The sequence below is a fragment of the Acidocella sp. C78 genome (assembly GCF_907164655.1).
In genome coordinates, this window is record NZ_CAJQZK010000073.1 from 35,678 (window position 1) to 61,007 (window position 25,330).

At 70.1% G+C, this 25,330-nt stretch carries 24 protein-coding genes and 1 pseudogene; 13 read left to right on the forward strand and 12 right to left on the reverse strand.

The window, feature by feature from the left end; genetic code table 11:
• The first annotated feature begins 13 nt into the window (after positions 1–13).
• A complete protein-coding gene (locus tag ACIDOCELLA78_RS90360) occupies positions 14–2,101 on the forward strand; it encodes a S9 family peptidase (protein WP_201728923.1) in 2,088 nt (695 codons plus the stop codon).
• Between the two features lie 60 nt (positions 2,102–2,161).
• Here ACIDOCELLA78_RS90360 and dnaQ read toward each other — a convergent pair whose 3' ends face one another.
• Complete coding sequence (dnaQ, locus tag ACIDOCELLA78_RS90365) at positions 2,162–2,839, reverse strand: DNA polymerase III subunit epsilon (protein WP_201728924.1); 678 nt, start codon at positions 2,837–2,839, stop codon at positions 2,162–2,164.
• 75 nt (positions 2,840–2,914) lie between these two features.
• Complete coding sequence (gene purU / locus ACIDOCELLA78_RS90370) at positions 2,915–3,766, reverse strand: formyltetrahydrofolate deformylase (RefSeq protein WP_201728925.1); 852 nt, start codon at positions 3,764–3,766, stop codon at positions 2,915–2,917.
• A gap of 113 nt (positions 3,767–3,879) precedes the next feature.
• Between purU and ACIDOCELLA78_RS90375 the strand changes: the two genes are divergently transcribed.
• Positions 3,880–4,494: a 2-hydroxychromene-2-carboxylate isomerase gene (locus ACIDOCELLA78_RS90375; protein ID WP_201728926.1), complete on the forward strand. Its 615-nt coding sequence runs from the start codon at positions 3,880–3,882 to the stop codon at positions 4,492–4,494.
• Positions 4,495–4,531: 37 nt separating this feature from the next.
• Here the strand turns inward: ACIDOCELLA78_RS90375 and ACIDOCELLA78_RS90380 are convergent, their stop codons facing one another.
• Positions 4,532–5,233 (reverse strand): SDR family NAD(P)-dependent oxidoreductase, encoded by a 702-nt coding sequence (locus tag ACIDOCELLA78_RS90380; RefSeq protein ID WP_201728927.1) that lies wholly within the window; start codon positions 5,231–5,233, stop codon positions 4,532–4,534.
• A 92-nt stretch (positions 5,234–5,325) separates the two neighbouring features.
• Here ACIDOCELLA78_RS90380 and ACIDOCELLA78_RS90385 point away from each other — a divergent pair, with 92 nt between their 5' ends.
• Positions 5,326–6,156, forward strand: a complete 831-nt coding sequence (locus ACIDOCELLA78_RS90385) for a shikimate dehydrogenase (RefSeq protein ID WP_201728928.1) — start codon at positions 5,326–5,328, stop codon at positions 6,154–6,156.
• Complete coding sequence (gene coaE, locus ACIDOCELLA78_RS90390) at positions 6,153–6,806, forward strand: dephospho-CoA kinase (RefSeq protein WP_249675998.1); 654 nt, start codon at positions 6,153–6,155, stop codon at positions 6,804–6,806. Before ACIDOCELLA78_RS90385 ends, coaE begins: the two co-directional genes overlap by 4 nt.
• Here coaE and ACIDOCELLA78_RS90395 read toward each other — a convergent pair.
• Positions 6,767–7,984: a polyhydroxyalkanoate depolymerase gene (locus ACIDOCELLA78_RS90395; protein ID WP_201728929.1), complete on the reverse strand. Its 1,218-nt coding sequence runs from the start codon at positions 7,982–7,984 to the stop codon at positions 6,767–6,769. The genes coaE and ACIDOCELLA78_RS90395 overlap by 40 nt on opposite strands.
• A 222-nt stretch (positions 7,985–8,206) precedes the next feature.
• Complete coding sequence (locus ACIDOCELLA78_RS90400; RefSeq protein ID WP_249676002.1) at positions 8,207–9,085, reverse strand: hypothetical protein; 879 nt, start codon at positions 9,083–9,085, stop codon at positions 8,207–8,209.
• A gap of 113 nt (positions 9,086–9,198) precedes the next feature.
• Between ACIDOCELLA78_RS90400 and queE the strand changes: the two genes are divergently transcribed.
• From queE to phbB, 5 genes are all read left to right on the forward strand, one after another.
• A complete protein-coding gene (queE, locus tag ACIDOCELLA78_RS90405) occupies positions 9,199–9,834 on the forward strand; it encodes a 7-carboxy-7-deazaguanine synthase (RefSeq protein ID WP_201728931.1) in 636 nt (211 codons plus the stop codon).
• A gap of 2 nt (positions 9,835–9,836) precedes the next feature.
• The gene (locus tag ACIDOCELLA78_RS90410; protein ID WP_201728932.1) at positions 9,837–10,193 is read left to right on the forward strand and encodes a 6-carboxytetrahydropterin synthase; all 357 of its coding nucleotides are present in this window, start codon (positions 9,837–9,839) and stop codon (positions 10,191–10,193) included.
• Positions 10,194–10,203: 10 nt separating this feature from the next.
• Positions 10,204–10,674, forward strand: coding sequence for an OsmC family protein (locus ACIDOCELLA78_RS90415; protein WP_201728933.1), 471 nt, complete (start codon positions 10,204–10,206; stop codon positions 10,672–10,674).
• Positions 10,671–11,375 (forward strand): GNAT family N-acetyltransferase, encoded by a 705-nt coding sequence (locus ACIDOCELLA78_RS90420; RefSeq protein ID WP_201728934.1) that lies wholly within the window; start codon positions 10,671–10,673, stop codon positions 11,373–11,375. The genes ACIDOCELLA78_RS90415 and ACIDOCELLA78_RS90420 overlap by 4 nt, the downstream gene beginning before the upstream one ends.
• A 107-nt stretch (positions 11,376–11,482) precedes the next feature.
• On the forward strand, positions 11,483–12,205 hold the full coding sequence (gene phbB, locus ACIDOCELLA78_RS90425) for an acetoacetyl-CoA reductase (protein ID WP_201728935.1): 723 nt from the start codon (positions 11,483–11,485) through the stop codon (positions 12,203–12,205).
• 94 nt (positions 12,206–12,299) lie between these two features.
• On the opposite strand, the pseudogene ACIDOCELLA78_RS90430 reads toward phbB, so the two are convergent.
• The 3 genes and pseudogenes from ACIDOCELLA78_RS90430 to ACIDOCELLA78_RS90440 form a co-directional block, all read right to left on the reverse strand.
• Positions 12,300–13,084 (reverse strand): annotated as a pseudogene (locus tag ACIDOCELLA78_RS90430) (enoyl-CoA hydratase).
• Between the two features lie 21 nt (positions 13,085–13,105).
• The gene (locus tag ACIDOCELLA78_RS90435; protein ID WP_201728936.1) at positions 13,106–15,094 is read right to left on the reverse strand and encodes an elongation factor G; all 1,989 of its coding nucleotides are present in this window, start codon (positions 15,092–15,094) and stop codon (positions 13,106–13,108) included.
• Positions 15,095–15,230: 136 nt separating this feature from the next.
• Positions 15,231–16,841, reverse strand: a complete 1,611-nt coding sequence (locus ACIDOCELLA78_RS90440) for a gamma-glutamyltransferase family protein (RefSeq protein ID WP_201728937.1) — start codon at positions 16,839–16,841, stop codon at positions 15,231–15,233.
• Between the two features lie 87 nt (positions 16,842–16,928).
• Between ACIDOCELLA78_RS90440 and ACIDOCELLA78_RS90445 the strand changes: the two genes are divergently transcribed.
• Positions 16,929–17,282 (forward strand): tRNA-binding protein, encoded by a 354-nt coding sequence (locus ACIDOCELLA78_RS90445; protein ID WP_201728938.1) that lies wholly within the window; start codon positions 16,929–16,931, stop codon positions 17,280–17,282.
• A complete protein-coding gene (gene gpt / locus ACIDOCELLA78_RS90450) occupies positions 17,282–17,770 on the forward strand; it encodes a xanthine phosphoribosyltransferase (RefSeq protein WP_201728939.1) in 489 nt (162 codons plus the stop codon). Before ACIDOCELLA78_RS90445 ends, gpt begins: the two co-directional genes overlap by 1 nt.
• Before the next feature lie 48 nt (positions 17,771–17,818).
• Here the strand turns inward: gpt and ACIDOCELLA78_RS90455 are convergent, their stop codons facing one another.
• Positions 17,819–18,289 carry a Fur family transcriptional regulator gene (locus ACIDOCELLA78_RS90455; protein WP_201728940.1) on the reverse strand — a complete coding sequence of 157 codons (471 nt, stop codon included), beginning with the start codon at positions 18,287–18,289 and terminating at the stop codon, positions 17,819–17,821.
• 234 nt (positions 18,290–18,523) lie between these two features.
• On the opposite strand from ACIDOCELLA78_RS90455, the gene ACIDOCELLA78_RS90460 reads away from it, so the two are divergent.
• Both ACIDOCELLA78_RS90460 and ACIDOCELLA78_RS90465 read left to right on the forward strand, forming a co-directional pair.
• Entirely contained in the window at positions 18,524–20,053 is a 1,530-nt protein-coding gene (locus ACIDOCELLA78_RS90460; protein WP_283770840.1) for an AMP-binding protein, read from the forward strand.
• Between the two features lie 112 nt (positions 20,054–20,165).
• On the forward strand, positions 20,166–21,335 hold the full coding sequence (locus tag ACIDOCELLA78_RS90465) for an MFS transporter (protein WP_201728941.1): 1,170 nt from the start codon (positions 20,166–20,168) through the stop codon (positions 21,333–21,335).
• A 197-nt stretch (positions 21,336–21,532) separates the two neighbouring features.
• Here the strand turns inward: ACIDOCELLA78_RS90465 and ACIDOCELLA78_RS90470 are convergent.
• The 3 genes from ACIDOCELLA78_RS90470 to aspS form a co-directional block, all read right to left on the reverse strand.
• Positions 21,533–22,286, reverse strand: a protein-coding gene (locus ACIDOCELLA78_RS90470) for an IS5 family transposase (RefSeq protein WP_374223207.1) whose coding sequence is annotated in 2 segments (ribosomal slippage) — positions 21,533–21,967 and positions 21,969–22,286 — 753 coding nt in all. Because the reading frame shifts where the segments join, the coding sequence is not laid out codon by codon here.
• A 104-nt stretch (positions 22,287–22,390) separates the two neighbouring features.
• Positions 22,391–23,380 (reverse strand): MDR family oxidoreductase, encoded by a 990-nt coding sequence (locus ACIDOCELLA78_RS90475; RefSeq protein WP_201728942.1) that lies wholly within the window; start codon positions 23,378–23,380, stop codon positions 22,391–22,393.
• A 116-nt stretch (positions 23,381–23,496) separates the two neighbouring features.
• On the reverse strand, positions 23,497–25,284 hold the full coding sequence (gene aspS, locus ACIDOCELLA78_RS90480) for an aspartate--tRNA ligase (protein ID WP_201728943.1): 1,788 nt from the start codon (positions 25,282–25,284) through the stop codon (positions 23,497–23,499).
• Between the last annotated feature and the right edge of the window lie 46 nt (positions 25,285–25,330).

The window sequence follows — 25,330 nt, forward strand, 5'->3', positions numbered from 1 at the left end:
GCATAGCGCCCCCATGAACGAGCAGAACGCGCCCCACCCCACCCCGCCAGCCGCCACGCGCAAGCCGGTCCGCATCGAGCAGCTCGGCCGGGTGCGGACCGATGACTACGCCTGGCTGCGCGATGCCAACTGGCAGGCGGTGCTGCGCGACCCCGCCGCCCTCGATCCCGAGATCCGCGCCCATCTCCTCGCCGAGAACGCCTATACCGACGCCGTGCTCGCCGGCACCAGGGACCTGCAGGCGACGCTGCTCGCCGAAATGAAGGGCCGGATCCGCGACGACGACTCCACCGTCCCCGCGCCGCACGGCGCGTACGCCTATTACCGCCGCTACGATCCCGGCGCCGAGCACCCGGTCATTGCCCGCACGCCGCGTGCCGGCGGTGCCGAACAAATCCTGCTCGACCTGCCGGCGCGCGCGAAGGGCCACGCCTTCTTCTCCGCCCCGGCAGTCGCGCATAGCGCCGATCACCGCCTGCTCGCCTGGGCGGAAGACACGCAAGGGTCGGAAGTCTATTGCATCCATGTCCGCGAGATCGAAACCGGCGCCGAGACGACCCCGCCGATCGAATCCTGCAGCGGCGATTTCACCTTCTCGCCCTGCGCGCGCTTCATCTTCTGGGTGTTCCGCGACGATCACGGCCGGCCGACCAAGGTGTTCCGCCGCGCCCTCGCCGATGGCAGCGACACGCTGGTCTATGCCGAGCCCGATCCCGGCTTCTTCCTCGGCGTCGAGACCAGCCTGTCCGGCGGCTCCATTTTCGTCTCCGCCGGCAACCAGGACTCCAGCGAGGTCTGGCGCATCCCCGGCAACGACCCGACCGCGCCGCCCGCGCTCATCGCCCCGCGCGAGCCGGGCCTGCGCTACGATGTCGAGGACGCCGGCGACCGTCTGGTCATCCGCACCAATGCCGACGGCGCGGTGGATTTCAAGCTGGTCGAGGCGCCGCTCGATGCCCCGGGCCGCGCCTACTGGCGCGACCTCGTGCCGCACCGGCCGGGCCGCTACCTCGTCGGCGCCTTCGCGCTGAAACACCACATCGTCCGGCTCGAACGCATCGAGGCGAACACCCGCATCATCGTCGCCCCGCGCGATGGCGGCGCCGCATGGGAGATCGCGCAGGACGAGCCGGCCTATGTGCTGCGCGCCGAGCCCGGCCTCGAATACGACAGCGGGACGATCCGCTACGTCTATTCCTCGCCCACCACCCCGCGCCAGACCTTCGACTACGATCTGGCCACCCGCACGGCGATCCTGCGCAAGACCCAGGACATCCCCTCCGGCCACGACCCCGCGCGCTACGAAACACGGCGCATCGACGCCATGGCGGCCGATGGCGCGTCGGTCCCGGTGACGGTGCTGATGCGCCGCTTCCAGGCACTGGACGGCGCGGCTCCGCTGCTGCTCTATGGCTACGGCGCCTATGGCATCCCGATGGAGCCGTGGTTCCGCACCTCGATCCTCTCGCTGGTCGATCGCGGCTGGATCTTCGCCATCGCCCATGTCCGCGGCGGCACCGAGAAGGGGTGGAACTGGTTCCTCGGCGGCCGCGCCGCGCACAAGATGAACAGCTTCACCGATTTCATCGCCGCCGCCGAGGCGCTGATCGGCGGCGGCTATGCGCGCGCCGGCAACATCGTCGCCCAGGGCGGCTCGGCCGGCGGGCTGCTGGTCGGCGCCGCCTTCACCCTGCGGCCGGATCTCTGGGCCGGGGTGATCGCCGAGGTGCCCTTCGTCGACGTGCTGAACACCATCTCCGACGATACCCTGCCCCTCACCCCGCCGGAATGGCCGGAATGGGGCAACCCGATCACCGACCCCGCCGCCTACGACACCATCGCCGCCTACTCGCCCTACGACAATCTGGCGGCGCGCGCCTATCCGCCGATCCTGTGCACCGGCGGCCTGTCCGACCCGCGGGTGACCTACTGGGAGCCGGCGAAATTCGTCGCCCGGCTGCGCGCGCTTGCCACCGGCCCCGCGCCGGCACTGCTGAAAATCGACATGGAGGCCGGCCATGCCGGCGCCGCCGGCCGGTTCGACGCGCTGAAACAGACCGCGCTGAACTACGCCTTCGCGCTCTGGTCGGTCGCGGCGTGAGCCGCGCGGGGACGATCGGCGCCGCCTGATTCAGAGCATCATCCGATCCGAAAGGATCGGCTACCGCTCCAGCCGCCAGACCGGCTCCTTCAGCTTGTCGATGAACGCCTCGTGCGCCGCCATCTCCTCAGCACTCACCGCGATCGGGCGCGGCGTGCGCGGCCCCTCGCTGCGATATTCCACGAGCCGGATCGCGCTCTCGGCGGCGAGGTCGAGCCCGCGTTGCCGCCCGCCGGTCAGCTCGACGTAAACCTCCGCGAGCAGCTTGCAGTCGAGCAGCGCGTTATGCGTGGTGCGGGCGGACAGGTCGATGCCGAAGCGCCGGCACAGCGCGTCGAGCGAGTTGGGCATGCCCGGAAACCGCTGCTTGGCCAGCGCCAGCGTGTCGATCATCCGCGCCCGGTCCAGCGCCGCCTGGCCGATGCGGGCGAACTCGGCGTCGAGAAAGCCGAAATCGAACGGCGCGTTATGCGCGACCAGCGGATCTCCAGCGAAGAACTCCAGCAACTCGGCGGCGATCTCGGCGAATTTCGGCTTGCCGGCGACATCCGCGCCGGTCATGCCATGCACCCGGCTCGCCTCGGCGGGAATGTCGCGCTCGGGGTCGATCAGCGTGTGAAACACCCTGCCCGTCGGCAGGTCGTTCCACAGCTCGATCGCCGCGACCTCGATCACCCGGTCGCCGCCCAGCGGCTCCAGCCCCGTCGTTTCCGTATCGAACAGCACCGCGCGCGACATCGCCGCCCCCTTTTTGGCTCCAGAGCATCAACAAGATGAAGCACGACATCCGATCCGAAAGGATCGGAACGTGCTCTAGCCGGCGAACACCACCGTCTTGCTGCCGCTGATGAACACCCGCCGCTCCAGATGCCCGAGCACGGCGCGCGCCAGCACCCGGCGCTCGATGTCGCGCCCCTTGCGCACCAGCGCCTCCGGCGTGTCGCCATGCGAGATGCGCTCGACATCCTGCTCGATGATCGGCCCCTCGTCGAGCGCGGTGGTGACGTAATGCGCCGTCGCGCCGATCAGCTTCACCCCGCGCGCATAGGCCTGATGATAGGGCTTCGCCCCCTTGAAGCCGGGCAGGAAGGAATGGTGGATGTTGATGCAGCGCCCGGCCAGCTTCGCCACCAGCCCGTCCGACAGCACCTGCATGTAGCGCGCGAGGATGGCGAGTTCGGTGCCGCTCTCGCGCATCAGCCGCCACACCTCGGCCTCCTGCTCCATCTTGGTGTCCGGCGCGATCGGCAGATGGTGGAAGGGAATCCCGTCGAGATCGAGATGGGCGTAGCTCTCGCGCGGATGGTTGGCGATCACGCCGACAATGTCCATCGGCAGCTCGCCGATCCGCTGGCGATAGACCAGGTCGACCAGGCAGTGATCGAAGCGCGAAACCAGGATCATCGTCCGCATCCGGTGCCCGCTGGGAATGATTTCCCACTCCATCCCGAATTCGCGTCCCACCGCGGCGAATTCCGCCTCCAGCCCGGAGGAAGGCGCGTCGCCCACCGGCGCGAAAACCACACGCATGAAGAAGCGCCCGCTCGCCCGGTCGTCGAATTGCTGCGCCTCGCGGATGTCCTGCCCGTGCGCGTGCAGGAAATGGCCGACGGCGCCGACAATGCCGGGCCGGTTGCGGCAGGAAAGGGTCAGGATGGAACTCATGCGGTTCGGTCTCTCCGGAGTGCGGTGGTCGCCGCCGGGCCGCCCTTGGCGCCGGCACGCTCCTTCCCTATCAACATGGGCGCAGCACGCAAGCAGCGCGGAGGAAATCGCCCATGGCCGCCACCATCACCTATGTCTTCACCAGCCACTCGCCCTGGACCTATCTCGGCCACGCCGCCTTTCTCGACATCGCCCGCCGCCACGGCGCCGCGGTCGAGTACCGCCCGGTGCCGCTCGGCGCGATCTTCGCCGAAACCGGCGGCCAGCCGCTGGCCAAACGCCACCCGGTCCGCCAGCACTACCGTCTGGTCGAGCTGCAACGCTGGCGCGCCCGCCGCGGCCTCGCGCTCAATTTGCATCCGCGATTCTTCCCGGTGGACCCGGCGCTGGCGGATCGTCTGGCGATCGCCATCGTGGACGCCGGCGGCGACCCCGACCCGTTCCTCCGCCGCGTCTTCGCCGCGGTCTGGGCCGAGGAGCGCAACCTCGCCGATCCCGCGACCATCGCCGATCTCGCCGCCGCATCCGGCATCGCGCCCGACCTCCAGGCCCGCGCCGCCGCGCCCGAGATCGAAGCCGCCTATCAGCGCAACCGCGAGATGGCCGAGGCCGCCGGCGTGTTCGGCGCGCCCTCCTACATCCTGAACGGCGAGCTGTTCTGGGGCCAGGACCGGCTCGACCTGCTGGACGACGCGCTGGCCACCCGCCGCGCGGCCTATACGGCCTGATCTACCACGGCACCGCCTGAAATGCCGGTGCCGTCATCTACCACGGCACCGCCTCGCCGCGATGGTCGAAAAACCCGCCGCTCTCGGCTGGGGTAAGCCGGTCGATCACCGCGAGCAGCCGCGCCGCCGCCACCTCCGGCGCCTGCACGTCGAGCCCGGTGGCGGCGAAAGGGGACGAAAGCCCCGTCGCCACCGTGCCCGGATGCAGCGCGACGCAGATCGCCGCCTGCGACCGCCGCGCCAGCTCCACCGCGGCCGTCCGCACGAACTGGTTCAGCGCCGCCTTCGACGCGCGATAGCCATACCACCCGCCGAGCCGGTTATCGCCGATACTGCCGACCCGCGCCGACAGCGTGGCGAACACCGCCCGCCCCTCGCGCGGCAAGGCCGGCAGCAGATGCTTCATCAGCAGCGCCGGGCCGATCGCGTTCAGCGCGAAACTGCGGGCGAGGCGGCCCGCATCCAGCTCGCGCAGGCTCTTCTCCGGCATCTGTGCCGCATCGTGCAGGAAGCCGGTCGCATCGATCGCGAGGCGAATGGCGCCCCGCGCCGCCACCGCCCGCACCGCGTCGGCAATGCTGGCCTCATCGAGCAGGTCGAAGCGCGGCGCGCTGCCCCGCCCGAGCCCGACCACCGCGGCGAAGCGCGGATCGCCCGCAAGTGCTGCCACCAGCGCGCCGCCGATGCCGCCGCCCGCGCCGAACACCACCGCCACGTCATCCCGTCCCGTTCCGTCCATGACATCCCTCCGCTCTGTCGTGGATATGGCGCGGAACCGCCGGCGCGAAACCGCCCCTTGCCGCCGGCGCCGCTTCATGATCGAAACAGGTCATGATCCTTTCCGGCCACGCACGCCTCGCCGGGGTGATCGGCTATCCGGTCGCCCATTCCCGCTCGCCCCGCCTGCACGGCACCTGGCTGGAACGCCACGGGATCGACGGCGCCTATCTCCCGCTCGCCATCGCCCCGGACGATTTCGCCGCCTGCGTCGCAGCGCTGGCGAAAATGGGCTTCGCCGGCGCCAACGTGACGATCCCGCACAAGGAGGCCGCCTTCGCCGTGTGCGACCGCGTGGCCGACAGCGCGCGGCGCGCCGGCGCGGTGAACACGCTCGTCTTCACGCCGACGGGGATCGAGGGCGCGAACACCGACGGATCGGGCTTTCTCGCCAATCTGCGCGCCCATGGCGTCGATCCCGCAGCCGGCCCCGCGCTGGTGCTCGGCGCCGGAGGGGCCGCGCGGGCCATCGCCACCGCGTTGCAGGATGCCGGCGCTCAGGTCACCCTCTGCAACCGCTCGCCCGCGCGCGCGGCGGCGCTGGCGCGGGATTTCGGCCTCGCCCACATCCCGTGGGAGGCGCGGGCGGACGCGCTGGCGGATCACGCGCTGGTGGTCAACACCACCTCGCTCGGCATGGCCGGGCATCAGTCGCTCGATCTCGATCTCGCCCGCGCCGCCCCCGGTATGGCGGTGGCGGACATCGTCTATGTCCCGCTGGAAACCGGGCTGCTGGCCGAGGCCCGGGCGCGCGGCCTCGTCGCGGTCGAGGGGCTGGGGATGCTGCTGCACCAGGCGGTGCCGGGCTTCGCCGCGTGGTTCGGCGTCACCCCGGCGGTGGACGATGCGCTCTACCGCGCCGTCGCGGCCGACCTCATGGGATGAAGATCATCGGCCTCACCGGCGGGATCGGCATGGGAAAATCCACCGTCGCCGGGATCTTCCGCCGCCGCCACGTGCCGGTGTTCGATGCCGATGCCACGGTGCGCGCGCTGCAGGCGCCGGGCGGGGCGGCGATTCCCATACTCGCCGCGTCGTTCCCCGGCGTGGTGCGCGCCGGCGTGCTCGACCGCGCCGCCCTGCGCGCACAAGTTCTCGCCGATCCCGTCGCGCGGCGCCGTCTGGAAGCGATCATGCACCGCATGGTGCGGGCGGCGGAGACAAAATTCCTCGCCGCCGCCCGAAGGCGCGGCGCCCGCGCCGTGCTGCTCGACATTCCGCTGCTGTTCGAAACCGGCGGCGAGGCGCGGGTCGATCTCGCGCTCACCGTCTCCGCCCCGCGCGCGGTGCAAATCGCGCGGGTGCTGCGCCGCGGCCTGCCCCGCGCCGAGATCGAGCGGATCATCGCCCTGCAGATGCCGGATACCGAAAAACGCCGCCGCGCCGATGCGGTGATCGCCACCGGCCTGTCGCGCCATCACACGCTGCGCGCGGTGCGGCGGCTGATGGCGGCGCATGTGTTTCCGCCAGCCGCCCGCCTTGCGCCCGCCGCCGGTCAGCCGGCGGCGGCGATCACCTCGCGCAGCCGCGGATAGATCTCGTTCGCCCAGCGCGAGCCGGAGAACACGCCGTAATGGCCGACGCCGAGCTGAAGATGGTTGCGCTTCTGCGCCGGTTTCAGCCCGGTGCACAGATCGAGCGCCGCGACCGACTGGCCGGGCGGGCAGATATCGTCCCGCTCGCCCTCGACGGTGAAGACCGATGTCTGGCCGATCGCCGCCGGCCGCACCATCTGGCCGCGCCAGCTCAGCTGGCCGCGCGGCAGGTCGTGCCGCTGGAACACGCGCTCGACGGTTTCGAGATAGAATTCCGCCGTCAGATCCATCACCGACTGGTATTCGTCGTAGAACTTGCGGTGCGCCGCCTCGCTCGCGTCATCCTCGGTGACGATGGCGCGGAACTGGCGCAGATGCGCGCCGATATGCCGGTCGAGATTCATCGACACGAACGAGGCGAGCTGCACGAACCCGGGATAGACGGCGCGGCCCGCCCCGGCGAAGCGGCCCGGCACGGTGGTGATCAGGTTCTTGCGGAACCAGGCGATGTCGCGCGTCTTGGCGAGGTCGTTGACCTTCGAGGGGTTGCGCCTGGTGTCGATCGGCCCGCCCATCAGCGTCATGCTGCGCGGCGCCGCCGGATCGCCGGCCTCGGCCATCAGCGCGGTCGCGGCGAACACCGCCACCGCCGGCTGGCACACCGCGACCACATGCGCGCCCGGCCCCAGCTCGCGCAGGAAATCCATGATATGCGCCACATAGTCATCGAAGCCGAAGCGCCCGGCGCTCACCGGCACGTCGCGTGCGTTCTTCCAGTCGGTGATGTACACGTCGTGGTCCTGGAGCATCACCTCGACGGTGTTGCGCAGCAATGTCGCGAAATGGCCCGAGAGCGGGGCGGCGACCAGCACGCGCGGGCCGGGTTCGGCCATGTCCTTGCGGAAATGCAGCAGGTCGCCGAACGGCGTGCCGGTCACCACCGTCTCGCTGACGGCGACATCCCGCCCGCCCGAGCGCACGCGGCCGATGCCGAATTCCGGCCGCTTGTGGGAAATGCCGCTATTGCCGAAAATCTCCAGCGCCGCGCGGGCGGCCACCGGCAGGGTGGGAACGCCGAAGGGCGGCTCCATCAGCTCGAACAGCGGCAGCATGGTGCGCGCCGCCATCCTGAACGGGGCCAGGAAATCGTCCTGGGTCTGGTAGATATCATACATCATGGGCGCAAACCGCCTTTCTCGTCACGCCACTCTGGCGCCGAAAAGATCAATGTTCCGTAAATGGATCCGGGATGAAGGACGCAGGCCTCCCGATCGTCCGGCACAAGCCTGCCCCGCATCTGCGCGAAACCCCTGTTCTGCCCCCGCCGTTCCGTGCGGCGGACGCGTTGTGTAACATTCTCTTTACAATATGGGGCAGTTCTCACGAAAAAGAAAGCGCTGTCATCGCCCGCCGCCGCGCAGCCCGTGCAGCGCCCGCCGCAGCGGCCCGAGCGCGCGCCACATCCGGCTGCGCTCGATCGTCTCGGCATGGCGCCGCGCCGCCGCCGCCGTCTCGTCCGCCGCCGCCCGGTCCTCCAGCGCCGCCATCTCGCGCCGCAACCGGCCGATCTCGCGGTTCAGCGCCACCCGGTCGAGCCGTTCCAGCGTCGCGTCATGCCCGCCCGCGCCCACCCGCACCTTCGCCGGATCGGCGATGCGCGCATGCGCCGCCGCCGCCGCCGCCTCGTCCAGCTCCGGCGGCAGCAGCGGCGCCAGCGTCCGGTAGAGATAGGCCGCATCCTCGATCAGCCGCGGGAACGACACCATCACCACCTTCACCTCCGCCGCCACCAGCCGCTCCAGCAGATGATGAAAGCCGAGCGCCAGCACCCGCGCCTGGTCGAGCGGATGCAGCGAATACACCACCCCGCCCGGCGTCACCCCCCGATGCGCCCAGGGCTTTTCCATCGCCAGCGGCCAGTCGGGCTCGGCCGCCACCTGCCGCAGCTCGTTGATCGTCCGGCTCGCGGCGGCGTCGGCAAGGTTGCGCATCGGCACGATCACGCCATCGAGCACGATCCCCGGATCGGCCAGCACCTGGTCGATGAATTCCGTCACCCACGGCGATTTGACGACATAGGGCATGTCCGCGTCCAGCGCCGGCAGCGGCAGGTTCTCGGCCCCGGCATTGGCCTCCTCGTTCCACGCGGCGTGTTCGCCGAAGCGGGAGAAATGCGTCTCCATCCCCAGCTCCGCCAGCCAACGCACGAGAAAGGACGTGCCGCTCCGCCCGGTGCCGGCGATCAGCAGATGATGTTTCGGCGGGTTCGTTTCGCTCATGCACATGATCGTGCCGGGACTGCGCCGTCCGATCAAGCCGCGCCGCCGCGGGATGGCGGCAATGAAGCCGCCCCCGTCGCCAGCGGCGCCGTTTTGCGGTAGGTCACGCCATCATGGCCTATAGTGTAAAGGAAATCTTTCCCACCCTGCAGGGCGAGGGGCGCAACGCCGGCCGCGCCGCGGTGTTCTGCCGCTTCGCCGGCTGCAACCTGTGGTCCGGCCGGGAAGAAGACCGCGCAACGGCGACCTGCCGCTTCTGCGACACCGATTTCATCGGCACCGACGGTCCGGGCGGCGGCCGCTTCGCCGATGCCGCCGGCCTCGCCCGCGCCATCGCCGCCACCTGGTCCGCCGCCACCACGCGCGATGCCCTCGTCGTCTTCACCGGCGGCGAACCCCTGCTCCAGCTCGATGCGCCGCTGATCGAAGCGGTGCATGAAGCGGGCTTCGAGATCGCGGTCGAGACCAACGGCACGATCGAACCGCCGCCGGGCATCGACTGGCTCTGCGTCAGCCCGAAGGAAGGGGCCGAGCTGGTGGTGCGTCAGGGTTCGGAGCTGAAGCTGGTCTATCCGCAGCCGGAGGCCGCGCCCGAGCGCTTCGCCGGGCTCGACTTCGCGCATTTCCTGCTCCAGCCGATGGACGGGCCGGACCGCGCGGCCAACACGCGCGCCGCCATCGAATACTGCCTCGCCCATCCGCAATGGCGCCTGTCGATGCAGACCCACAAATATCTCGGCATCCCCTGACCATGCACGAAATCACCAAGGAATTCCGCTTCGAGGCGGCCCACACGCTGCAACGCCAGATCGCCGCCGAGGCGAGCCGCCGCATCCACGGCCATTCCTACCGCGCCACCGTCACGCTGCGCGGCACGCCGGATGCGAGCGGCATGCTGATGGATTTCGGCAGGCTCGGCCAGCACCTCGCCGCCCTGCGCGAGGCGCTCGACCACCGCTTCCTCGACGAGGTGGAGGGGCTCGGCCCGGCGACGCTGGAAAACCTCGCTTGCTTCATCTGGGCGCATCTCGCCCCTGCCTGCCCGGGCCTCGCCCGCGTCGCCGTCTTCCGCGATTCCGAAGGCGAATCCTGCGCCTACAGCGAATAGGGACACAGGCTTGAGCCGGCTGCACCGCTACGCCACCACCCTGCGCTGGACCGGCAACCGCGGCGCCGGCACCAGCGCCTACGCCGCCTATGGCCGCGACCACGAGGTGGAAGCCGACGGCCGGCCGGACCTCGCGCTGACATCCGATCCCGCCTTCCGCGGCGATCCCGCGCGCTGGAACCCCGAACTGCTGCTGCTCGCCTCGCTCTCCTCCTGCCACCAGCTCTGGTATCTGCATCTCTGCGCCGAGGCCGGGATCGCCGTGCTGGCCTACGAGGATCGCGCCGAGGCGGTGATGGAGGAGGAAGCCTCCGGCGCTGGCCAGTTCATCGAGGCCATCCTGCGGCCCGTCGTCACCATCGCGCCAGGCAACGACGCCGCCCGCGCCGCCGCCCTGCACCGCGATGCCGGAGCAAAATGCTTCATCGCCCGGTCGATGAACTTCCCGGTCCGCCACGAACCCGAGATCCGCACCGCATGACCGAAACCAACGCCTATGGCCAGATCGTCGGCGCGCCCGTCCCCGGCTGGACGCCTCGCCCGCTCCCCGACGCCGCCGGCTTCGCGGGGCGCTATTGCCGGCTGGAACGTCTCGACCCCGCACGCCACGGCGCCGGCCTCATCGCCGGATTCCGCGCCGCGCCGGACGACCGGGACTGGACCTGGTGGCGTACCGCCCGCCCGGCCGACGAACCCGCGTTCCACGCCTATGTCGAGTCCGTGGCCAGCGCCCCCGGCCGCGTGGCCTACGCCATCATCGAGGCGGATAGCGGCGAACCCGCCGGCCACGCCGCCTTCATGAACATCGCCGCGGCGAACGGCGCGCTCGAACTCGGCTCGATCAACTTCACCCCGCGTCTCAGGCGCCACCGCGCCGGCACCGAGGCGCTGTTCCTGATGCTCCGCCACGCCTTCGACGACCTTGGCTACCGGCGGGTGGAATGGCAGTGCAACAGCCTGAACCTGCCCTCCCGCGCCGCCGCCCTGCGCCTCGGCTTCACCTTCGAGGGCGTCTTCCGCCAGAACGCCGTCACCCAGGGCCGCAACCGCGACACCGCCTGGTTCTCCCTCCTCGATTCCGAATGGCCCGACCGGCGGGCGGCGCTCACCGCATGGCTCGCGCCCGACAATTTCGATCAGGCCGGCCGCCAGCGCCGCGGCCTCGCCGCCTTCCGGACATGAAACATCGCTAACTGATTGATTTCGATCATGGACAGACTCGCCAATCCAGTCCAGATTGTCCGACGAAACTGATCGGCGGACGCCAGATCAAACGGGAGGAGAACAGGATGTCTCGAATCGCACTCGTCACCGGCGGCACGCGCGGCATCGGCGCGGCCATCAGCGTCGCGCTGAAGGCCGCTGGCCGCACCGTCGTCGCCACCTATGCCGGCAACCAGGCGGCGGCGGAGAATTTCACCGCCGTCCACGGCATCGAGACGGTGAAATTCGACGTCGGCGATTTCGAGCAGACCATCGAGGCGATCGCCCGCCTCACCAGCCGCCTCGGCCCGATCGAGATCCTCGTCAACAATGCCGGCATCACCCGCGACGCCACCCTCGCGCGCATGACCCGCGACATGTGGGACGCGGTGATCGACACCAATCTCGGCTCCTGCTTCAATCTCTGCAAGGCGACCTTCGATGGGATGAAGGAGCGCAAGTTCGGCCGCATCGTCAACATCGGCTCGATCAATGGCCAGGCCGGCCAGTACGGCCAGGTGAACTACGCCGCCGCGAAATCCGGCATCCACGGCTTCACCAAGGCGCTGGCGCAGGAAGGTGCCCGCTTCGGCATCACCGTCAACGCCATCGCCCCCGGCTATGTCGATACCGACATGGTGCGCGCCGTGCCGCCGGAAGTGCTTGAAAAGATCATCGCGAAAATCCCCGTCGGCCGCCTCGGCCACGCCGAGGACATCGCCCGCGGCGTCGTTTTCCTCACCGCCGACGAGGCCGATTTCATCACCGGCTCGACCCTGTCGATCAACGGCGGCCAGCACATGTACTGACGTTCTGCTCCGGCCCCGGTTTTTCCTCCGGGGCCGGATGGGAATTTCATCCTACTGAATTGTTTCCTACTGAATGATGTCTCGCCGTTTGGAATTATTTCCTACGGTCGAGAAAGCGTGAAATCCCCTCCCGCGCCGCCGCGTCCTGCATGTTGCAGGCCATCGCCTCGCCCGCCACGTCATACGCTTCGGCAATGCCCAGCTCGATCTGGCGGTAGAACTGCGCCTTGCCGATGGCAAGGGCGGCGCGCGGCTTGGCGAGAATCTGCTCCACGAGCCGCGCCACCGCGTCATCCAGCCCGTCATCCGGCGCGACCTCGTTGATCAGGAAGCGCCGCGCCGCCTCCTCGGCATCGATCATCGCGCCGGTGAACAGCATCTCCAGCGCCGCCTTGCGCGGCACCGCGCGGGCGAGGGCCACACTCGGCGTCGAGCAGAACAGGCCGAGATTGATGCCCGAAACCGCGAAGCGCGCGCTCGCCGCCGCCACCGCGAGGTCGCAGCTCGCCACCAGCTGGCAGCCCGCCGCCGTCGCCACCCCTGCACCCGCGCGATCACCGGCACCTTCAGGTGCTGCAAGCCGAGCATCACCCGGGTGCAGCGGGCGAAGAGGTCGCGATGCGCCGCCTCGTCCTCGCGCGCGATCATCTCCCGCAAATCGTGCCCGGCGCAGAACGCCCGCCCCGCCGCCGCCAGCACCACCACCCGCGCATCCGCATCCGCCGCGATCGCGCCGATCGCCGCATCGAGGGCGGCGAGCAATTCGTCCGACAGCGCGTTGAAACTCGCCGGCCGGTTGAGCGTGAGCGTGACCACGCCCCGCGAATCCCGCCCGATCAGCAACGGCGCGGCCAGCGTGCCGGAAACCTGCGTGTCCATCTCGTCTCCTTGCCTGTAAAATCAGCTGCCCGCCGCCTGCGCCACCTTCTCGGCCAGCCGCGGCGGCGCTTCCGACAGATGCGCGAAACTGTGGACGAAGCTGCCAAGCCCCGCGGTCTGCGACCGCAGCTCGACCGCGAGCCCGTGCAGCTCCGCCGCCGGCAGCAGCGCCTCGGTATCGTCCCAGCCCGGCCAGCCGGCGCGCTCGGCATAGCCCAGAATCTGCCCGCGCCGTCCGCTCAGCAGCCGCTGCACTCCGGCGGTGAAGGCGTTCGGCGCGCTGATCGTGATGCGGTGGATCGGCTCCAGCAGCACCGGCTCGGCCTTCGCCAGCCCCTCCGCCATGCCCGCCCGCGTCGCCGCGCGGAACGCCATGTCCGAACTGTCCACCGCGTGAAACCCGCCATCGACCAGCGTCACCGCGACATCCACCACCTGGTGGCCGAACGGCCCGCGCCGCGTCGCCTCCTCGGCGGCGTCGGCCACCGCCGCGATATACTGTTTCGGCACCGCGCCGCCCGTGATGCGGTCGGCAAAGGCGAATCCCTCGCCCCGCCCGCGCGGCGCGATCTCCAGCGTCACATCGGCGAACTGGCCATGCCCGCCGGTCTGCCGCTTCAGCCGCGCATGCTCGCGCACCGGGCGGCGGATCGTCTCGCGAAAGGCCACGCGCGGCCGCGCCGTCCGCACCGCGACGCCGGAAAGCAGCTCCAGCCGCTCCACCGCGCCGCCGAGATGAATCTCGCCCAGCCCGGCCAACCGCGTCTCGCCGCTGTCGGCGTCGCGCGCGAGGCGCAGCGCCGGGTCCTCCTCCAGCAGCTTGTCCAGCCCGCTGGCGAGCTTCACGTCGTCGCGCCGCTCCGCCGCGGCGATCGCGACCTCGTGCAGCGGCGGCGGCGGCGCGGGAAAGGCCATCGCCGGCGCCGCCTCGCCCAGCGTGCCGCCGGTGCCCACCCCGTCGAGCCGGCCGAGTGCCACCACATCGCCCGCCTCCGCCTCGGCCACGCGCTGCAACTCGCCCTCGGCGAAGCGCATCATCCCGCCGATCCGCACGCCGCCATGGCTCGTCCCGTCGCGCAGCGCCCCGCGCCAGACCCTGGCGAATGAAAGCTTGCCCGCCGCCCCGCGCCAGCTCGTGCGGAACACCTGCGCCAGCGCCGGCCCGTCGGGCGCCACCCCATGCCGCGCCGCCGTCGCGCCCACCTCCGGCGCGTCGTGCCGCAGCGCCTTCCACAGCCGCAGCACCCCATGCGCATGCTCGGCCGCGCCGAACATCACCCCGGCCAGGCTGCGCGCCTCCGTGTCCTTGCGGAAATGGCCGTAAAGCTCGGCGGGCGTGGGTGTCGCCCCCTCGATCACCTGTTCGAGCAGCTCGTCGTCCCGGTCCGCCAGGCTGTCGATGAGCGCGTCATGCGCCGCCTGCTCGGTGGCGGCCACACCCGCCGGCAGCCCGATCCGCTCCGAGGCCGCATCCGGCCGGTAGCGGAACGCCCGCTCCGAGAGCAGGTCGACATAGCCGATGACCCGCTCGCCCTCGCGGAGCGGCATCTGCCGCGGCACCAGCTGCACCGCGGTCTCCGCCTGCATCGCCGCCACCAGCGCCTCGGCCGGCGCGCTCAGCGTGTCCACCTTGTTGACGAAAACGAGGAACGGCACGCCGGCGTCCTCCAGCATGCGGAACACCGGCCTGAGCGCGATCGCCCGCGCAGGGTCAGGCTCGGCCACCACCACCGCGATATCCGCCACCGCCAGCGCCGCCGCCGCCTCGTGGACGAACTCCACCGATCCGGGACAATCCAGCAGCGCCCAGCGCTCGCCCAGGAAATCGCAGTGGCCGACCTGCATGTCATGCGTGGAACTTCGCCCTCGCCCGCCGCGCCGCGCGGCGGCGCCGCCGCCGGCCGCGTCGATCAGCGCTGCGAACAGCGCGCTCTTGCCACTGCCCTGCGGACCTACCAGGGCGACGGCGCGCGGCCCGTGCGGGGCCGCTGCGTGGGCGGGGTCTTCCATGGCCTTGCTCTCCCGACGGGAGACAGTATTCGCCTTTTTCGCCCGGATTTGAACCGGAAATTTTCACCCCCCGAATTTCGCCGCCCCGCCCGCCCGCGCGCGCGGGACGGGCGGCACGGCGCGGCGCGGCGCGGGATCAATAGCCGAGCGCGCAGCCGTCCTTGCGCGGGTCGGAGCCGCCGATCAGCACGCCGCGCCCGCGATCGATCCAGATCGCCTGGCCGCCGCCATGCGGCCGCGCGTCCGGCCGGTCCTCGCGCACCACCTTGTGCCCGCGCGCGACCAGCCCTTCGAGGCTCGCCGCCGGCACCGAGCGCTCCAGCTCCACCTGTCCGGCGAAGGGAAACACCCGCGGCAGGTCGAGCGCCTCCTGCACGTCGAGCCCGTACTGGCGCATGTTGGTCACCAGCCAGGACTGGCCCATCGGCTGGTAGTGCCCGCCCATCACGCCGAACGGCATCACCGCCTCGCCGCCCTGCGTCGCCATGCCGGGGATGATCGTGTGCATCGGCCGCTTGCCCGGCGCGATGCAGTTCGGATGGCCGCGCTGGATGCGGAAGCCCATGCCGCGATTGTGCAGCACCACGCCGGTATCGCCGGCGAGAATCCCCGAGCCGAAGCTCTCATAGGTCGAGTTGATGAACGAGCAGGCGTTGCCGTCCTCGTCCACCACGCAGAGATAGACGGTGTCGCGGTGCAGCGGCAGCGCCGTCTCGCCGGCGCGCGGCAGGTCCACCATCGCCCGGTCGTCGCGGATCAGCGCCCGCAGCCCGCCGAGATAGTCGTCGCTGAGCAGATGCGCGACCGGCACCTCCGCCTGGTCCGGGTCGGCGAGCAGCGCGTCGCGATCGCGATAGACGAGGCGCGCCGCCTCGATATGCCGGTGCAGCCGGATCGGCCCCATCGGCCCGTCCGGCGCCGGGCCGAACCCTTCGAGAATGCCGAGCAGCATCAGCGCCAGCAGGCCCGAGCCGTTCGGCGGGCATTCCCAGATCGTCAGCCCGTCGAAATCCCGCTGGATCGGGGTGACGAATTTCGCCGCGGTCCGCCCGGCGGCGAAATCCGCCTCGGTATGCACGCCGCCGCGCGCCCGCAGCTCCGCGACGATGCCGGCGGCGACCGGCCCCTCGTAGAACCCCTTCGCCCCGTCCTTCGCGATCGCCCTCAGCGTGCGCGCAAGCTCGGGCTGGCGGAACATCGTCCCCGCTTCCGGCGCGGCCCCGCCCGGCAGCAGGGCGGCGGCGCCGCTGCGGCGCAGCTTGCCCTCGACCAGCTTCCAGTCGAACGCGACGCGCGGATGCACCGGATGCCCCTCCTCGGCATAGCGGATCGCCGGCGCCAGGGCTGCGTCGAGCCCGCGCCTGCCATGCGCCGCGAGCAGCGTCTCCCAGGCGGAAACCGCGCCCGGCACGGTCACGGCGTGCGGCGAGATATTGTCGAGCTGGGCGATCCCCTGCCGCTCGAAATAGTCGATCGTCGCCCCCGCCGGCGCCCGGCCCGAGCCGTTCATCGCGATCACCTCGGGGCTGCCGGCCTTCTTGTAGAGGCAGAAACAATCGCCGCCGATGCCGGTCGAGTGCGGCTCGATCACGCCGAGCACCGCCGCCGCGGTCACCGCCGCATCGAGCGCGTTGCCGCCCGCCCGCAGCGCGTCGAGCGCGGCGAGGGTCGCCGCCGGCATCGAGGTCGCGGCCATCGCCCGCCCGGCATAGACGGCGCTGCGGCCCGGAAAGTCGAAATCGCGCATTCTCTGGACACTCCTGTAACGGTTTGCCGATCCAATCGCATTCCGCCGCCGGATTGACAATGCGCCCGCGCTGGCCAATGCAGCCTCATGGCCGAGAACACGTCCCAGACCATCACCTACGACGATTTCGCCCGGATCGACATCCGCGTCGGCACCATCGTCGATGCGAAACCCTTCCCCGAGGCCCGCAAGCCCGCCATCCGCCTGTGGATCGATTTCGGCGACGCGCTCGGCGTGAAGCGCTCCTCGGCGCAGATCACCGTGCATTACGCGCCGGACCGGCTGATCGGCCGGCAGGTCTGCGCCGTGGTCAATTTCCCGCCCCGCCAGATCGGCCCCTTCATGTCCGAGGTGCTCACCCTCGGCCTGCCGGACGAAAACGGCGAGGTCGTGCTGATCCGCCCCGATTTCACCGTGCCCGACGGAGGACGCCTGTTCTGATGGCCGCGCATTACTACACCGTCTCGTGGGACCAGCTTCACCGCGACTCCAAGGCGCTGGCCTGGCGGCTCAACGCGCTGGCGCCCTTCGATGGCATCGTCGCGATCACCCGCGGCGGCCTCATCCCGGCCGCCATCGTCGCCCGCGAGCTGGAATGCCGCCTGATCGAGACCGTCAGCATCGTCACCTATGACGAGGAGCGGATCGGCAAGCCGACCATCACCAAGCCGCCCACCGCCGCCGGCGACGGCGCGGGCTTCCTCATCATCGACGATCTGGTCGATACCGGCACCACCGCGCGCGAGGTGCGCCAGCTGCTCCCCCGCGCCCATTTCGCCACCGTCTACGCCAAGCCGGCCGGCAAGGCGCTGGTCGATACCTTCATCACCGAGGTCTCGCAGGACACCTGGATTCTGTTCCCCTGGGACACCGAGCCGCAATTCGTCGCCCCCATCGCCCGCGCCGGCACGCCCCCGCGCGGGTCATAGAGTGCTCTGCCCTGCATCTGAAATCCATCGGATTTCAGATTCGGGACACTAGCCGGCGGCGCAGGCGGCGCAGAGCCCGCCGACCTCGACGATCGCGCCCCCCGGGGCGAAGCCGATCCGCGCCGCGGCGGCTTCCAGCGCGGCGGCCACCGCCTCGTCCTCCAGCTCGGCCACCGCGCCGCACTGGCGGCAGATGAAGAACTGCGCCGCATGGGTATGGCCCTGCGCCTCGCCCGCCGGGTCGGCGCAGGAGACATAGGCGCTCAGGCTCTCCACCTTGTGCACGAGATCCGCAGCGATGAGGAATTCGAGCGCGCGATAGATCGTCGCCGGCGTGGCGCCGCGATGGCTCTGCCGCAGCCGGTCGAGCAGTTCGTAGGCGGTCAGCGGCCCCTCGGCGGCGAGGATCAGGCCGAGCACGGCGCGGCGCTGCCGCGTGAGCTGCCGGCCGGCGGCGGCACAGGCGGCGGCGGCCTCGTCCAGCCGGCGTTCGATCGTGGCGCTGGGGCGGGCGTGCATCAGGCGCGGTCCGGCGGGGGAAAAACCATCGCCCCGTTATAGAGCGGCTCCAGCCGCGCGGCCACCCGCCCCCTTGCGCCGTCCGGCGGCTGCATTACGCTCGGCCGCAGGGAGACAACGAATCATGACGAGCACCAGCTACGTCCAGGGACCGGGCGACACGCCGCGCCTCGGAATCACCATCGGCGCCGCCCTGGCGGAGGCCGCCCGCCGCCACCCGACCGCGAGGCGCTGGTGGTGCGCGAAAGCGGCGAGCGCTTCACCTATGCCGCGTTCGACCGCGCGGCGGACGACGTCGCCGCCGGCCTGCTCGCGCTGGGCCTGCGCCGCGGCGACCGCATCGGCATCTGGTCGCCCAACAACGCCGAATGGGCGATCCTGCAATTCGCCTCGGCGCGGGCGGGGATCATTCTCGTCACCATCAACCCGGCCTATCGCACCGCCGAGCTGGAATACGTGCTGAACGACGTCCAGTGCCGCGCCCTCGTCCTCGCCCGCGCCTTCAAGTCGAGCGACTATGTCGCGATGCTGGACAGCATTCCGGCGGACCGCCTGCCGCATCTCGAACGCCGCTTCGTCATCGGCGGCGCGGCTCATCTGCCCGCTGGCATGACGCCCTTCGCCGCCATCGCCGCCGCCGCGACACCTGCGAGCCGCGCGGCGCTGGAAGCCCTGCGCGCCGACCTGCAATTCGACGACCCGATCAACATCCAGTTCACCTCGGGGACCACCGGCGCGCCCAAGGGCGCCACCCTCTCGCACCACAACATCCTCAACAACGGCTATTTCGTGGGCAAGGGAATCGGCCTGCGCGACGGCGAGAAAATCTGTATCCCGGTGCCGCTCTATCATTGCTTCGGCATGGTGATGGGCAATCTCGCCGCGATCACCCATGGCGCCACGATGGTCTATCCCGCCGCCGGGTTCGACGCGCTGGCGACGCTGAGCGCCGTTGCCGAGGAACGCTGCGCCCATCTCTACGGCGTGCCGACCATGTTCATCGCCATGCTCGAACATCCCGGTTTCGCGGGGTTCGACCTCTCCTCGCTGCGCGGCGGAATCATGGCCGGAACCTCCTGCCCGATCGAGGTGATGCGCCGGGTGATGAACCGGATGCACATGCCGGAAATCACCATCTGCTACGGCATGACCGAGACCTCGCCGGTCAGTTTCCAGTCCGCGACCGACGACACGCCGGAACGCCGGGTGGCGACGGTGGGGCGCATCCACCCCCATCTCGAAGTCAAGGTGATCGACGCCGAGGGGCGGATCGTGCAGCGCGGCGAGCGGGGCGAGCTGTGCACGCGCGGCTATTCGGTGATGCTCGGCTACTGGGGCAACAAGGCGAAAACCGCCGAGGCGATCGACGACGCCGGCTGGATGCACACCGGCGATCTCGGCGTGATCGACGAGGACGGCTATTGCACCATCGTCGGCCGCAGCAAGGACGTGGTGATCCGCGGCGGCGAAAACATCTACCCGCGCGAGGTGGAGGAATTCCTGTTCACCCACCCGAAGGTCGCCAGCGTCTCGGTCTTCGGCATCGCGGACGCGAAATGGGGCGAGGTGCCCTGCGCCTGGGTGAAGCCCAACCCCGGCGAAACCCTGACGCCCGATGAGGTGATCGGCTTCTGCGAGGGGCGGATCGCGCATTACAAGATCCCCCGCATCGTGCGCATCGTCGAGGAGTTTCCAATGACGGTGACCGGCAAGATCCAGAAATTCATCATGCGCGAGACGATGGAGCGCGAAGCCGGCGGATAGGCGCCCGCCGCGCGCCCGCGGCCGCGCGGGTTGCAAATCCCCGCCGGTTTGGTCATGCAAACATCCCTTTTCGTGAAACCCGGCGCCCCCGGGCGGCCGGCAGAGAAACACAATGGCGGTGGTGATGGATCAGGGATTGCGAACGGTCGGCGGCAGTGTGCGCTACGGCCGGCTGGCGGCGCTGAGCTGGCTGCATTTCCTGAACGACGGCTCGGCCAACTACCTCCCCGGCGTGCTGCCGGCGGTGCTGGTGGCGATGGGCGAACCCGTCTCCCTCGCCGGCACGGTGATGGCGGCGCTGCTGATCGGCCAGGCGTTGCAGGTCGGCACCGGCCTGCTGGCGGACCGTTTCGGCGGCCGGCGCTTCATCGCCGCCGGCGTGCTCGGCACTGCGCTGGCGGCGGCGCTGATCGGCCGCTCCGGCAGTCTCGCGCTGCTGCTCCCGGCGCTGGTGCTGATCGGGATCAGCAACGCGATGTTCCACCCGCAGGCGCTCGCCGGGGCGCGGCAGCTTAGCGGGCCGCGCGTCGGGCTCGGCATGTCGCTGTTCCTGGTGGGCGGCGAGGTCGGGCGCGGGCTATGGCCGCTGATCGCGAGTTTCGTCGTCGTCACCTTTGGGCTGAAGGCGCTCTCGCTGCTGGCGATTCCGGCGGTGGCGAGCATCCTGCTGCTCTGGAACGTGCTGCCGGTGCAGCCGTCGCGCCATGTCGCGGCCCAGCCGATCGCCTGGCGGCGCCATCTCGGGCCGATGAGCGCGCTGGTCGCCTTCCAGTCGCTGCGCGCACTGGCGATCTTCGGCACCACAACCTTCCTGCCGGTGCTCTGGCACCTGCGCGGCCACAGCCTGACCGCGGGGGCGGCGCTGATCACGGTGATGCTCGTGGTCGGCATCATCGGCAATGTCGGCGGCGGGCATCTGGCCGATCGGATTGGCCGCCGCCCGATCCTCGCCGGCTCCAGCCTCGCCGGCGCGGCGCTGCTCGCGGCCTTCCTGCTCACCGGCGGTGCTGCGCAATGGATCGCCCTCGGCCTGCTCGGCATCGCCCTCTTCGCCACCCTGCCGGTCGGCATCCTGGTGGGGCAGGACATCTTCCCCGAGAACCGCTCGCTCGGCTCGGGCATCGCGCTCGGCCTGTCGAACGGGCTGGCGGCGGTCGGGCTGCTGGGACTCGGCCTGATTTCGTCGGTCGTGCCGCCGCTGCACATCCTCTGGCTGCTGGTCGCGATCCTGCTCGCCGCGGCACTGCTCAGCCTGCGGCTAGAGCATCATCCGATCAGATGATTCCATCTGATCGGATAAAGATGCTCTATTTATCAACAAGATAGAGCACGACATCCGATCCTGATGGATCGGAACGTGCTCTACAGCATCATCCGATCAGATGATTCCATCTGATCGGATAAAGATGCTCTATTTATCAACAAGATAGAGCACGGCATCCGATCCTGATGGATCGGAAAATGCTCTAGGTTCTGGACTCAACTGATCCAAGATGTGACGGCGAGGACGAGGCAGATACCTGCGAGGAAATTTCGTGCGGTTTTGTCGTAGCGTGTGGCGATGGCGCGCCAGTCCTTGAGCCTGCAGAAGGCGCGTTCGATGAGATTGCGCTTTCTGTAGGCGACGGGGTCGAAGGGCGGAATGGCGCGGCGGTTGGGCATGGGCGAGATCACGGGCCTGGTGCCTTGGCGGGTGAGGAAGGCGCGCAGGTCATCGGCGTCGTAGGCTTTGTCGGCGATCAGCTCTTCTGGTGGCGGTATTGTGGGCAGAAGCGCCCTGGCGCCGCTGATGTCGGAGGCCTGTCCCGGCGTCAGGAGGAGTGCGGCGATGCGCCCCTGCTCATCCGCGACGGCGTGGATCTTGGTCGTCCGTCCACCCCTCGACCGGCCGATAGCCTGGCTTTGCGCCCCCTTTACCGCCCGCGGCCGCGCGATGTGCCCGAACCGAGGTGCTGTCCACCATGGCGATGCGCGGCGGATACGCGCAGGCGACCAGGGCCGCAAAGATCTCCTGCCAGAGGCCACGCTGGCTCCAGCGGTTGAACCGGTTGAACACCGTGGTTCGTGGCCCATAGGCCTCAGGAAGCGCTCGCCATCGCAAGCCCTCGCGAAAGCGATGCAGGATGCCGCTCAGCACCCGGCGGTCATCAACCCGAGGCTTGCCGCCAAGCTTCGGCAGCAATGGTTCGATCGCAGCCCATTGCGTGTCGTTCAGCCAGAAAAGTTCCGCCATGTTCCAAGTCCTCCAAACAGACTTGAATCAGACGCTCCGTAGTCATGGCAATAGGTACAGAACCTAGGCCCGCGGACGCACCCGAAGCGGGCCTAGGCCGCGCCTCAGATCTCGACGACGATGCGCCCGCGCACCTTGCCGGCGACGATGTCGGCCGCCGCCGCTTCAATCCCCTCGAAGCCGATCCTCGTGGTCAGCCGGGCCAGCGTCGCGCGGTCGAGTTCGGCGGCCAGCCGCGCCCAGGCCGCCTCGCGCTTCGCCCGCGGCGCCATCACCGAATCGATGCCGGCGAGGGTGATGCCGCGCAGGATGAACGGCAGCACGGTCGCCGGCAGGTCGCTGCCCTGGGCCAGGCCGCACGCCGCGACCACCCCGCCATAGCGCGTCTGCGCCAGCACGTTCGCCAGCGTGTGGCTGCCGACGGAATCGATCGCGCCCGCCCAGCGCTCCTTGCCGAAGGGCCGCCCGGGCGCCGACAGCGTCGCCGCGTCGATGATCTCCGCCGCCCCCAGGGATTTCAGATACTCCGCCTCCGCCTCGGCCCGGCGCGAGGAGGCGAGCACGCGATAGCCGGCATGGGCGAGCAGCGAAATCGCGATCGACCCCACGCCGCCCGCAGCCCCGGTGATGAGAATATCCCCGCTGTCCCGGCTGATCCCCTGCGCCTCCAGCGCCATGACGGCGAGCATCGCGGTGTAGCCGGCGGTGCCGATGGCCATGGTCTCGGCGGCGTCGAGCGGGGCGGGGATATGGATCAGCCAGTCGCCGGGAACGCGGGCGCGCCGGGCATAGCCGCCATGATGCGTCTCGCCGACGCCGAAGCCGTTGAGCAGCACTTCATCCCCCGGCTGGAAGCGCGGATCGGCGCTGGCGGTGACGGTGCCGGCGAAATCGATCCCCGGAATCAGCGGAAACCGCCGGGCGATCGGCGCGCGGCCGGTGACGGCCAGCCCGTCCTTGTAGTTCACCGTGGAATGGCTGACCGCGACGGTGACGCTGCCCTCCATCAGCTCGGCATCGCTCAGGGTCTCGGCGCGGCAGCTCTGGCCGGACTCGTCCTTGCGGATGACCAGGGCGCGGAATTCGTCGGACATGTTGGCTCCTCCTCACCTGTGATCGGCGTTCTGTCCTCCCGCTTTAGCGGGCGGCGCGGCCGATGCACAGGGCTGGCGATGCACTGGGCTGGCGATGCACTGGGCCGGCGGGCGTCTCAGCCCTTCTTCGGCGCGGGCGGGAGCGAAATGGCGAGCGAGAGTTCCTTGAGCCGCGCGGCGGGAACCGGCGCCGGCGCGCCCATCAGCAGGTCCTGGCCCTGCTGGTTGAGCGGGAAGGCGATGACCTCGCGCAGATTGGGCTCGTCGGCCAGCAGCATCACCATGCGGTCCACCCCCGGCGCCGAGCCGCCATGCGGCGGCGCGCCGTAGCGGAAGGCGTTGAGCATGCCGCCGAACCGCGCCTCGACCTCCTCGGCGCCATAGCCCGCGATCTCGAAGGCGCGCAGCATGATGTCCGGCCGGTGGTTGCGGATCGCCCCCGACGACAGCTCGACGCCGTTGCACACGATGTCGTACTGGAACGCCTTGATCGTCAGCGGGTCCTGCCCGTTCAGCGCCTCCAGCCCGCCCTGCGGCATCGAGAACGGGTTGTGGCTGAACACGATCTGCCCGGTCTCCTCGTCGCGCTCGTACATCGGGAAATCGACGATCCAGCAGAACTCGAATTTTGCCCCGTCGATCAGGCCGAGATCGGCGCCGAGCTTCGTGCGCACCGTGCCGGCGAACTTGGCGGCGTCGAGCGCCTTGCCGGCGGCGAAGAAGACGGCGTCGCCAACGCTGGCGCCCGTGGCCTCCCGGATCGCCTCGGCGCGTTCGGGCTCCAGGTTCTTCGCGATCGGCCCCTTGGCCCCGTCCGGAGCAAAGATGATGTAGCCAAGCCCGCCCGCCCCTTCCGACCGCGCCCATTCGTTGAGCTTGTCGAAGAAGGAGCGCGGATTGCCCCCCGTGCCCGGCGCCGGAATGGCGCGGACCACGCCGCCGCCCGCCACGATCTTCGCGAACAGGCCGAAGCCCGAATCGCGGAACGCCTCGGTCACGTCGGTGATCAGCAGCGGGTTGCGCAGATCCGGCTTGTCCGAGCCGTATTTCAGCAGCGCCTCGTCATAGGCAATGCGCGGGAACGGCCACTGCGTCACGCTGCGCCCGCCGCCGAATTCGCGGAACAGCCCGCCGAGCACCGGCTCGATGGTGGCGAACACGTCGTCCTGCGTCACGAAGCTCATCTCGAAATCGAGCTGGTAGAATTCGCCGGGCGCGCGGTCGGCGCGGCTCGCCTCGTCGCGGAAGCACGGCGCGATCTGGAAATAGCGGTCGAAGCCGGCGACCATGAGCAGCTGCTTGAACTGCTGCGGCGCCTGCGGCAGCGCGTAGAACTGGCCGGGATGCACGCGCGAGGGCACGAGGAAGTCGCGCGCGCCCTCGGGGCTGGAGGCGGTCAGGATCGGCGTGGTGAACTCGGTGAAGCCGCGCGCCGTCATCTCGCGGCGCAGCCAGGCGATCACGTTGGCGCGCAGCATGATGTTGCGGTGCAGCTTCTCCCGGCGCAGGTCGAGGAAGCGGTAGCGCAGGCGCAGCTCCTCGGGGAACTGCGCCTCGCCGGCAACCTGGATCGGCAGCACGTCGGCGGTGGACTGCACCTCGACCGTCTCGGCCACCAGCTCGATCTCGCCGGTCGGCAGGCGGGGGTTCACCGTGTCGGCGTCGCGCTTCACCACCCGTCCGGTCACGGTGATCACGCTCTCCACCCGCAGCGCCTCGGCCGCGGCGAACACCGGCGAGCCGGCGGGAAACACGCATTGGGTGATGCCGTAATGGTCGCGCAGGTCGATGAACAGCAGCCCGCCATGGTCGCGCTTGACGTTCACCCAGCCCGAAAGGCGCGCGGTGATGCCGGCATCGGCGGCGCGCAGGGCGCCGCAATCATGGGTGCGATATTCGTGCATGGGGGCCAGTCCTGACAGAAAACAGCGGCAAATGAGCGGCGCGGGT

Coding starts and splice junctions, on each gene's coding strand:
- ACIDOCELLA78_RS90395 (WP_201728929.1), bottom strand. CDS start 7,984: ATGATGTATGATATCTACCAGACCCAGGACGATTTCCTGGCCCCGTTC.
- ACIDOCELLA78_RS90475 (WP_201728942.1), bottom strand. CDS start 23,380: ATGTCCGACGAATTCCGCGCCCTGGTCATCCGCAAGGACGAGTCCGGC.
- purU (WP_201728925.1), bottom strand. CDS start 3,766: ATGAGTTCCATCCTGACCCTTTCCTGCCGCAACCGGCCCGGCATTGTC.
- ACIDOCELLA78_RS90440 (WP_201728937.1), bottom strand. CDS start 16,841: ATGCGCGATTTCGACTTTCCGGGCCGCAGCGCCGTCTATGCCGGGCGG.
- gpt (WP_201728939.1), top strand. CDS start 17,282: ATGGCCGCGCATTACTACACCGTCTCGTGGGACCAGCTTCACCGCGAC.
- ACIDOCELLA78_RS90410 (WP_201728932.1), top strand. CDS start 9,837: ATGCACGAAATCACCAAGGAATTCCGCTTCGAGGCGGCCCACACGCTG.
- ACIDOCELLA78_RS90445 (WP_201728938.1), top strand. CDS start 16,929: ATGGCCGAGAACACGTCCCAGACCATCACCTACGACGATTTCGCCCGG.
- ACIDOCELLA78_RS90380 (WP_201728927.1), bottom strand. CDS start 5,233: ATGGACGGAACGGGACGGGATGACGTGGCGGTGGTGTTCGGCGCGGGC.
- phbB (WP_201728935.1), top strand. CDS start 11,483: ATGTCTCGAATCGCACTCGTCACCGGCGGCACGCGCGGCATCGGCGCG.
- ACIDOCELLA78_RS90375 (WP_201728926.1), top strand. CDS start 3,880: ATGGCCGCCACCATCACCTATGTCTTCACCAGCCACTCGCCCTGGACC.
- ACIDOCELLA78_RS90465 (WP_201728941.1), top strand. CDS start 20,166: ATGGCGGTGGTGATGGATCAGGGATTGCGAACGGTCGGCGGCAGTGTG.
- queE (WP_201728931.1), top strand. CDS start 9,199: ATGGCCTATAGTGTAAAGGAAATCTTTCCCACCCTGCAGGGCGAGGGG.
- coaE (WP_249675998.1), top strand. CDS start 6,153: ATGAAGATCATCGGCCTCACCGGCGGGATCGGCATGGGAAAATCCACC.
- dnaQ (WP_201728924.1), bottom strand. CDS start 2,839: ATGTCGCGCGCGGTGCTGTTCGATACGGAAACGACGGGGCTGGAGCCG.
- ACIDOCELLA78_RS90435 (WP_201728936.1), bottom strand. CDS start 15,094: ATGGAAGACCCCGCCCACGCAGCGGCCCCGCACGGGCCGCGCGCCGTC.
- ACIDOCELLA78_RS90385 (WP_201728928.1), top strand. CDS start 5,326: ATGATCCTTTCCGGCCACGCACGCCTCGCCGGGGTGATCGGCTATCCG.
- aspS (WP_201728943.1), bottom strand. CDS start 25,284: ATGCACGAATATCGCACCCATGATTGCGGCGCCCTGCGCGCCGCCGAT.
- ACIDOCELLA78_RS90455 (WP_201728940.1), bottom strand. CDS start 18,289: ATGCACGCCCGCCCCAGCGCCACGATCGAACGCCGGCTGGACGAGGCC.
- ACIDOCELLA78_RS90360 (WP_201728923.1), top strand. CDS start 14: ATGAACGAGCAGAACGCGCCCCACCCCACCCCGCCAGCCGCCACGCGC.
- ACIDOCELLA78_RS90420 (WP_201728934.1), top strand. CDS start 10,671: ATGACCGAAACCAACGCCTATGGCCAGATCGTCGGCGCGCCCGTCCCC.
- ACIDOCELLA78_RS90400 (WP_249676002.1), bottom strand. CDS start 9,085: ATGAGCGAAACGAACCCGCCGAAACATCATCTGCTGATCGCCGGCACC.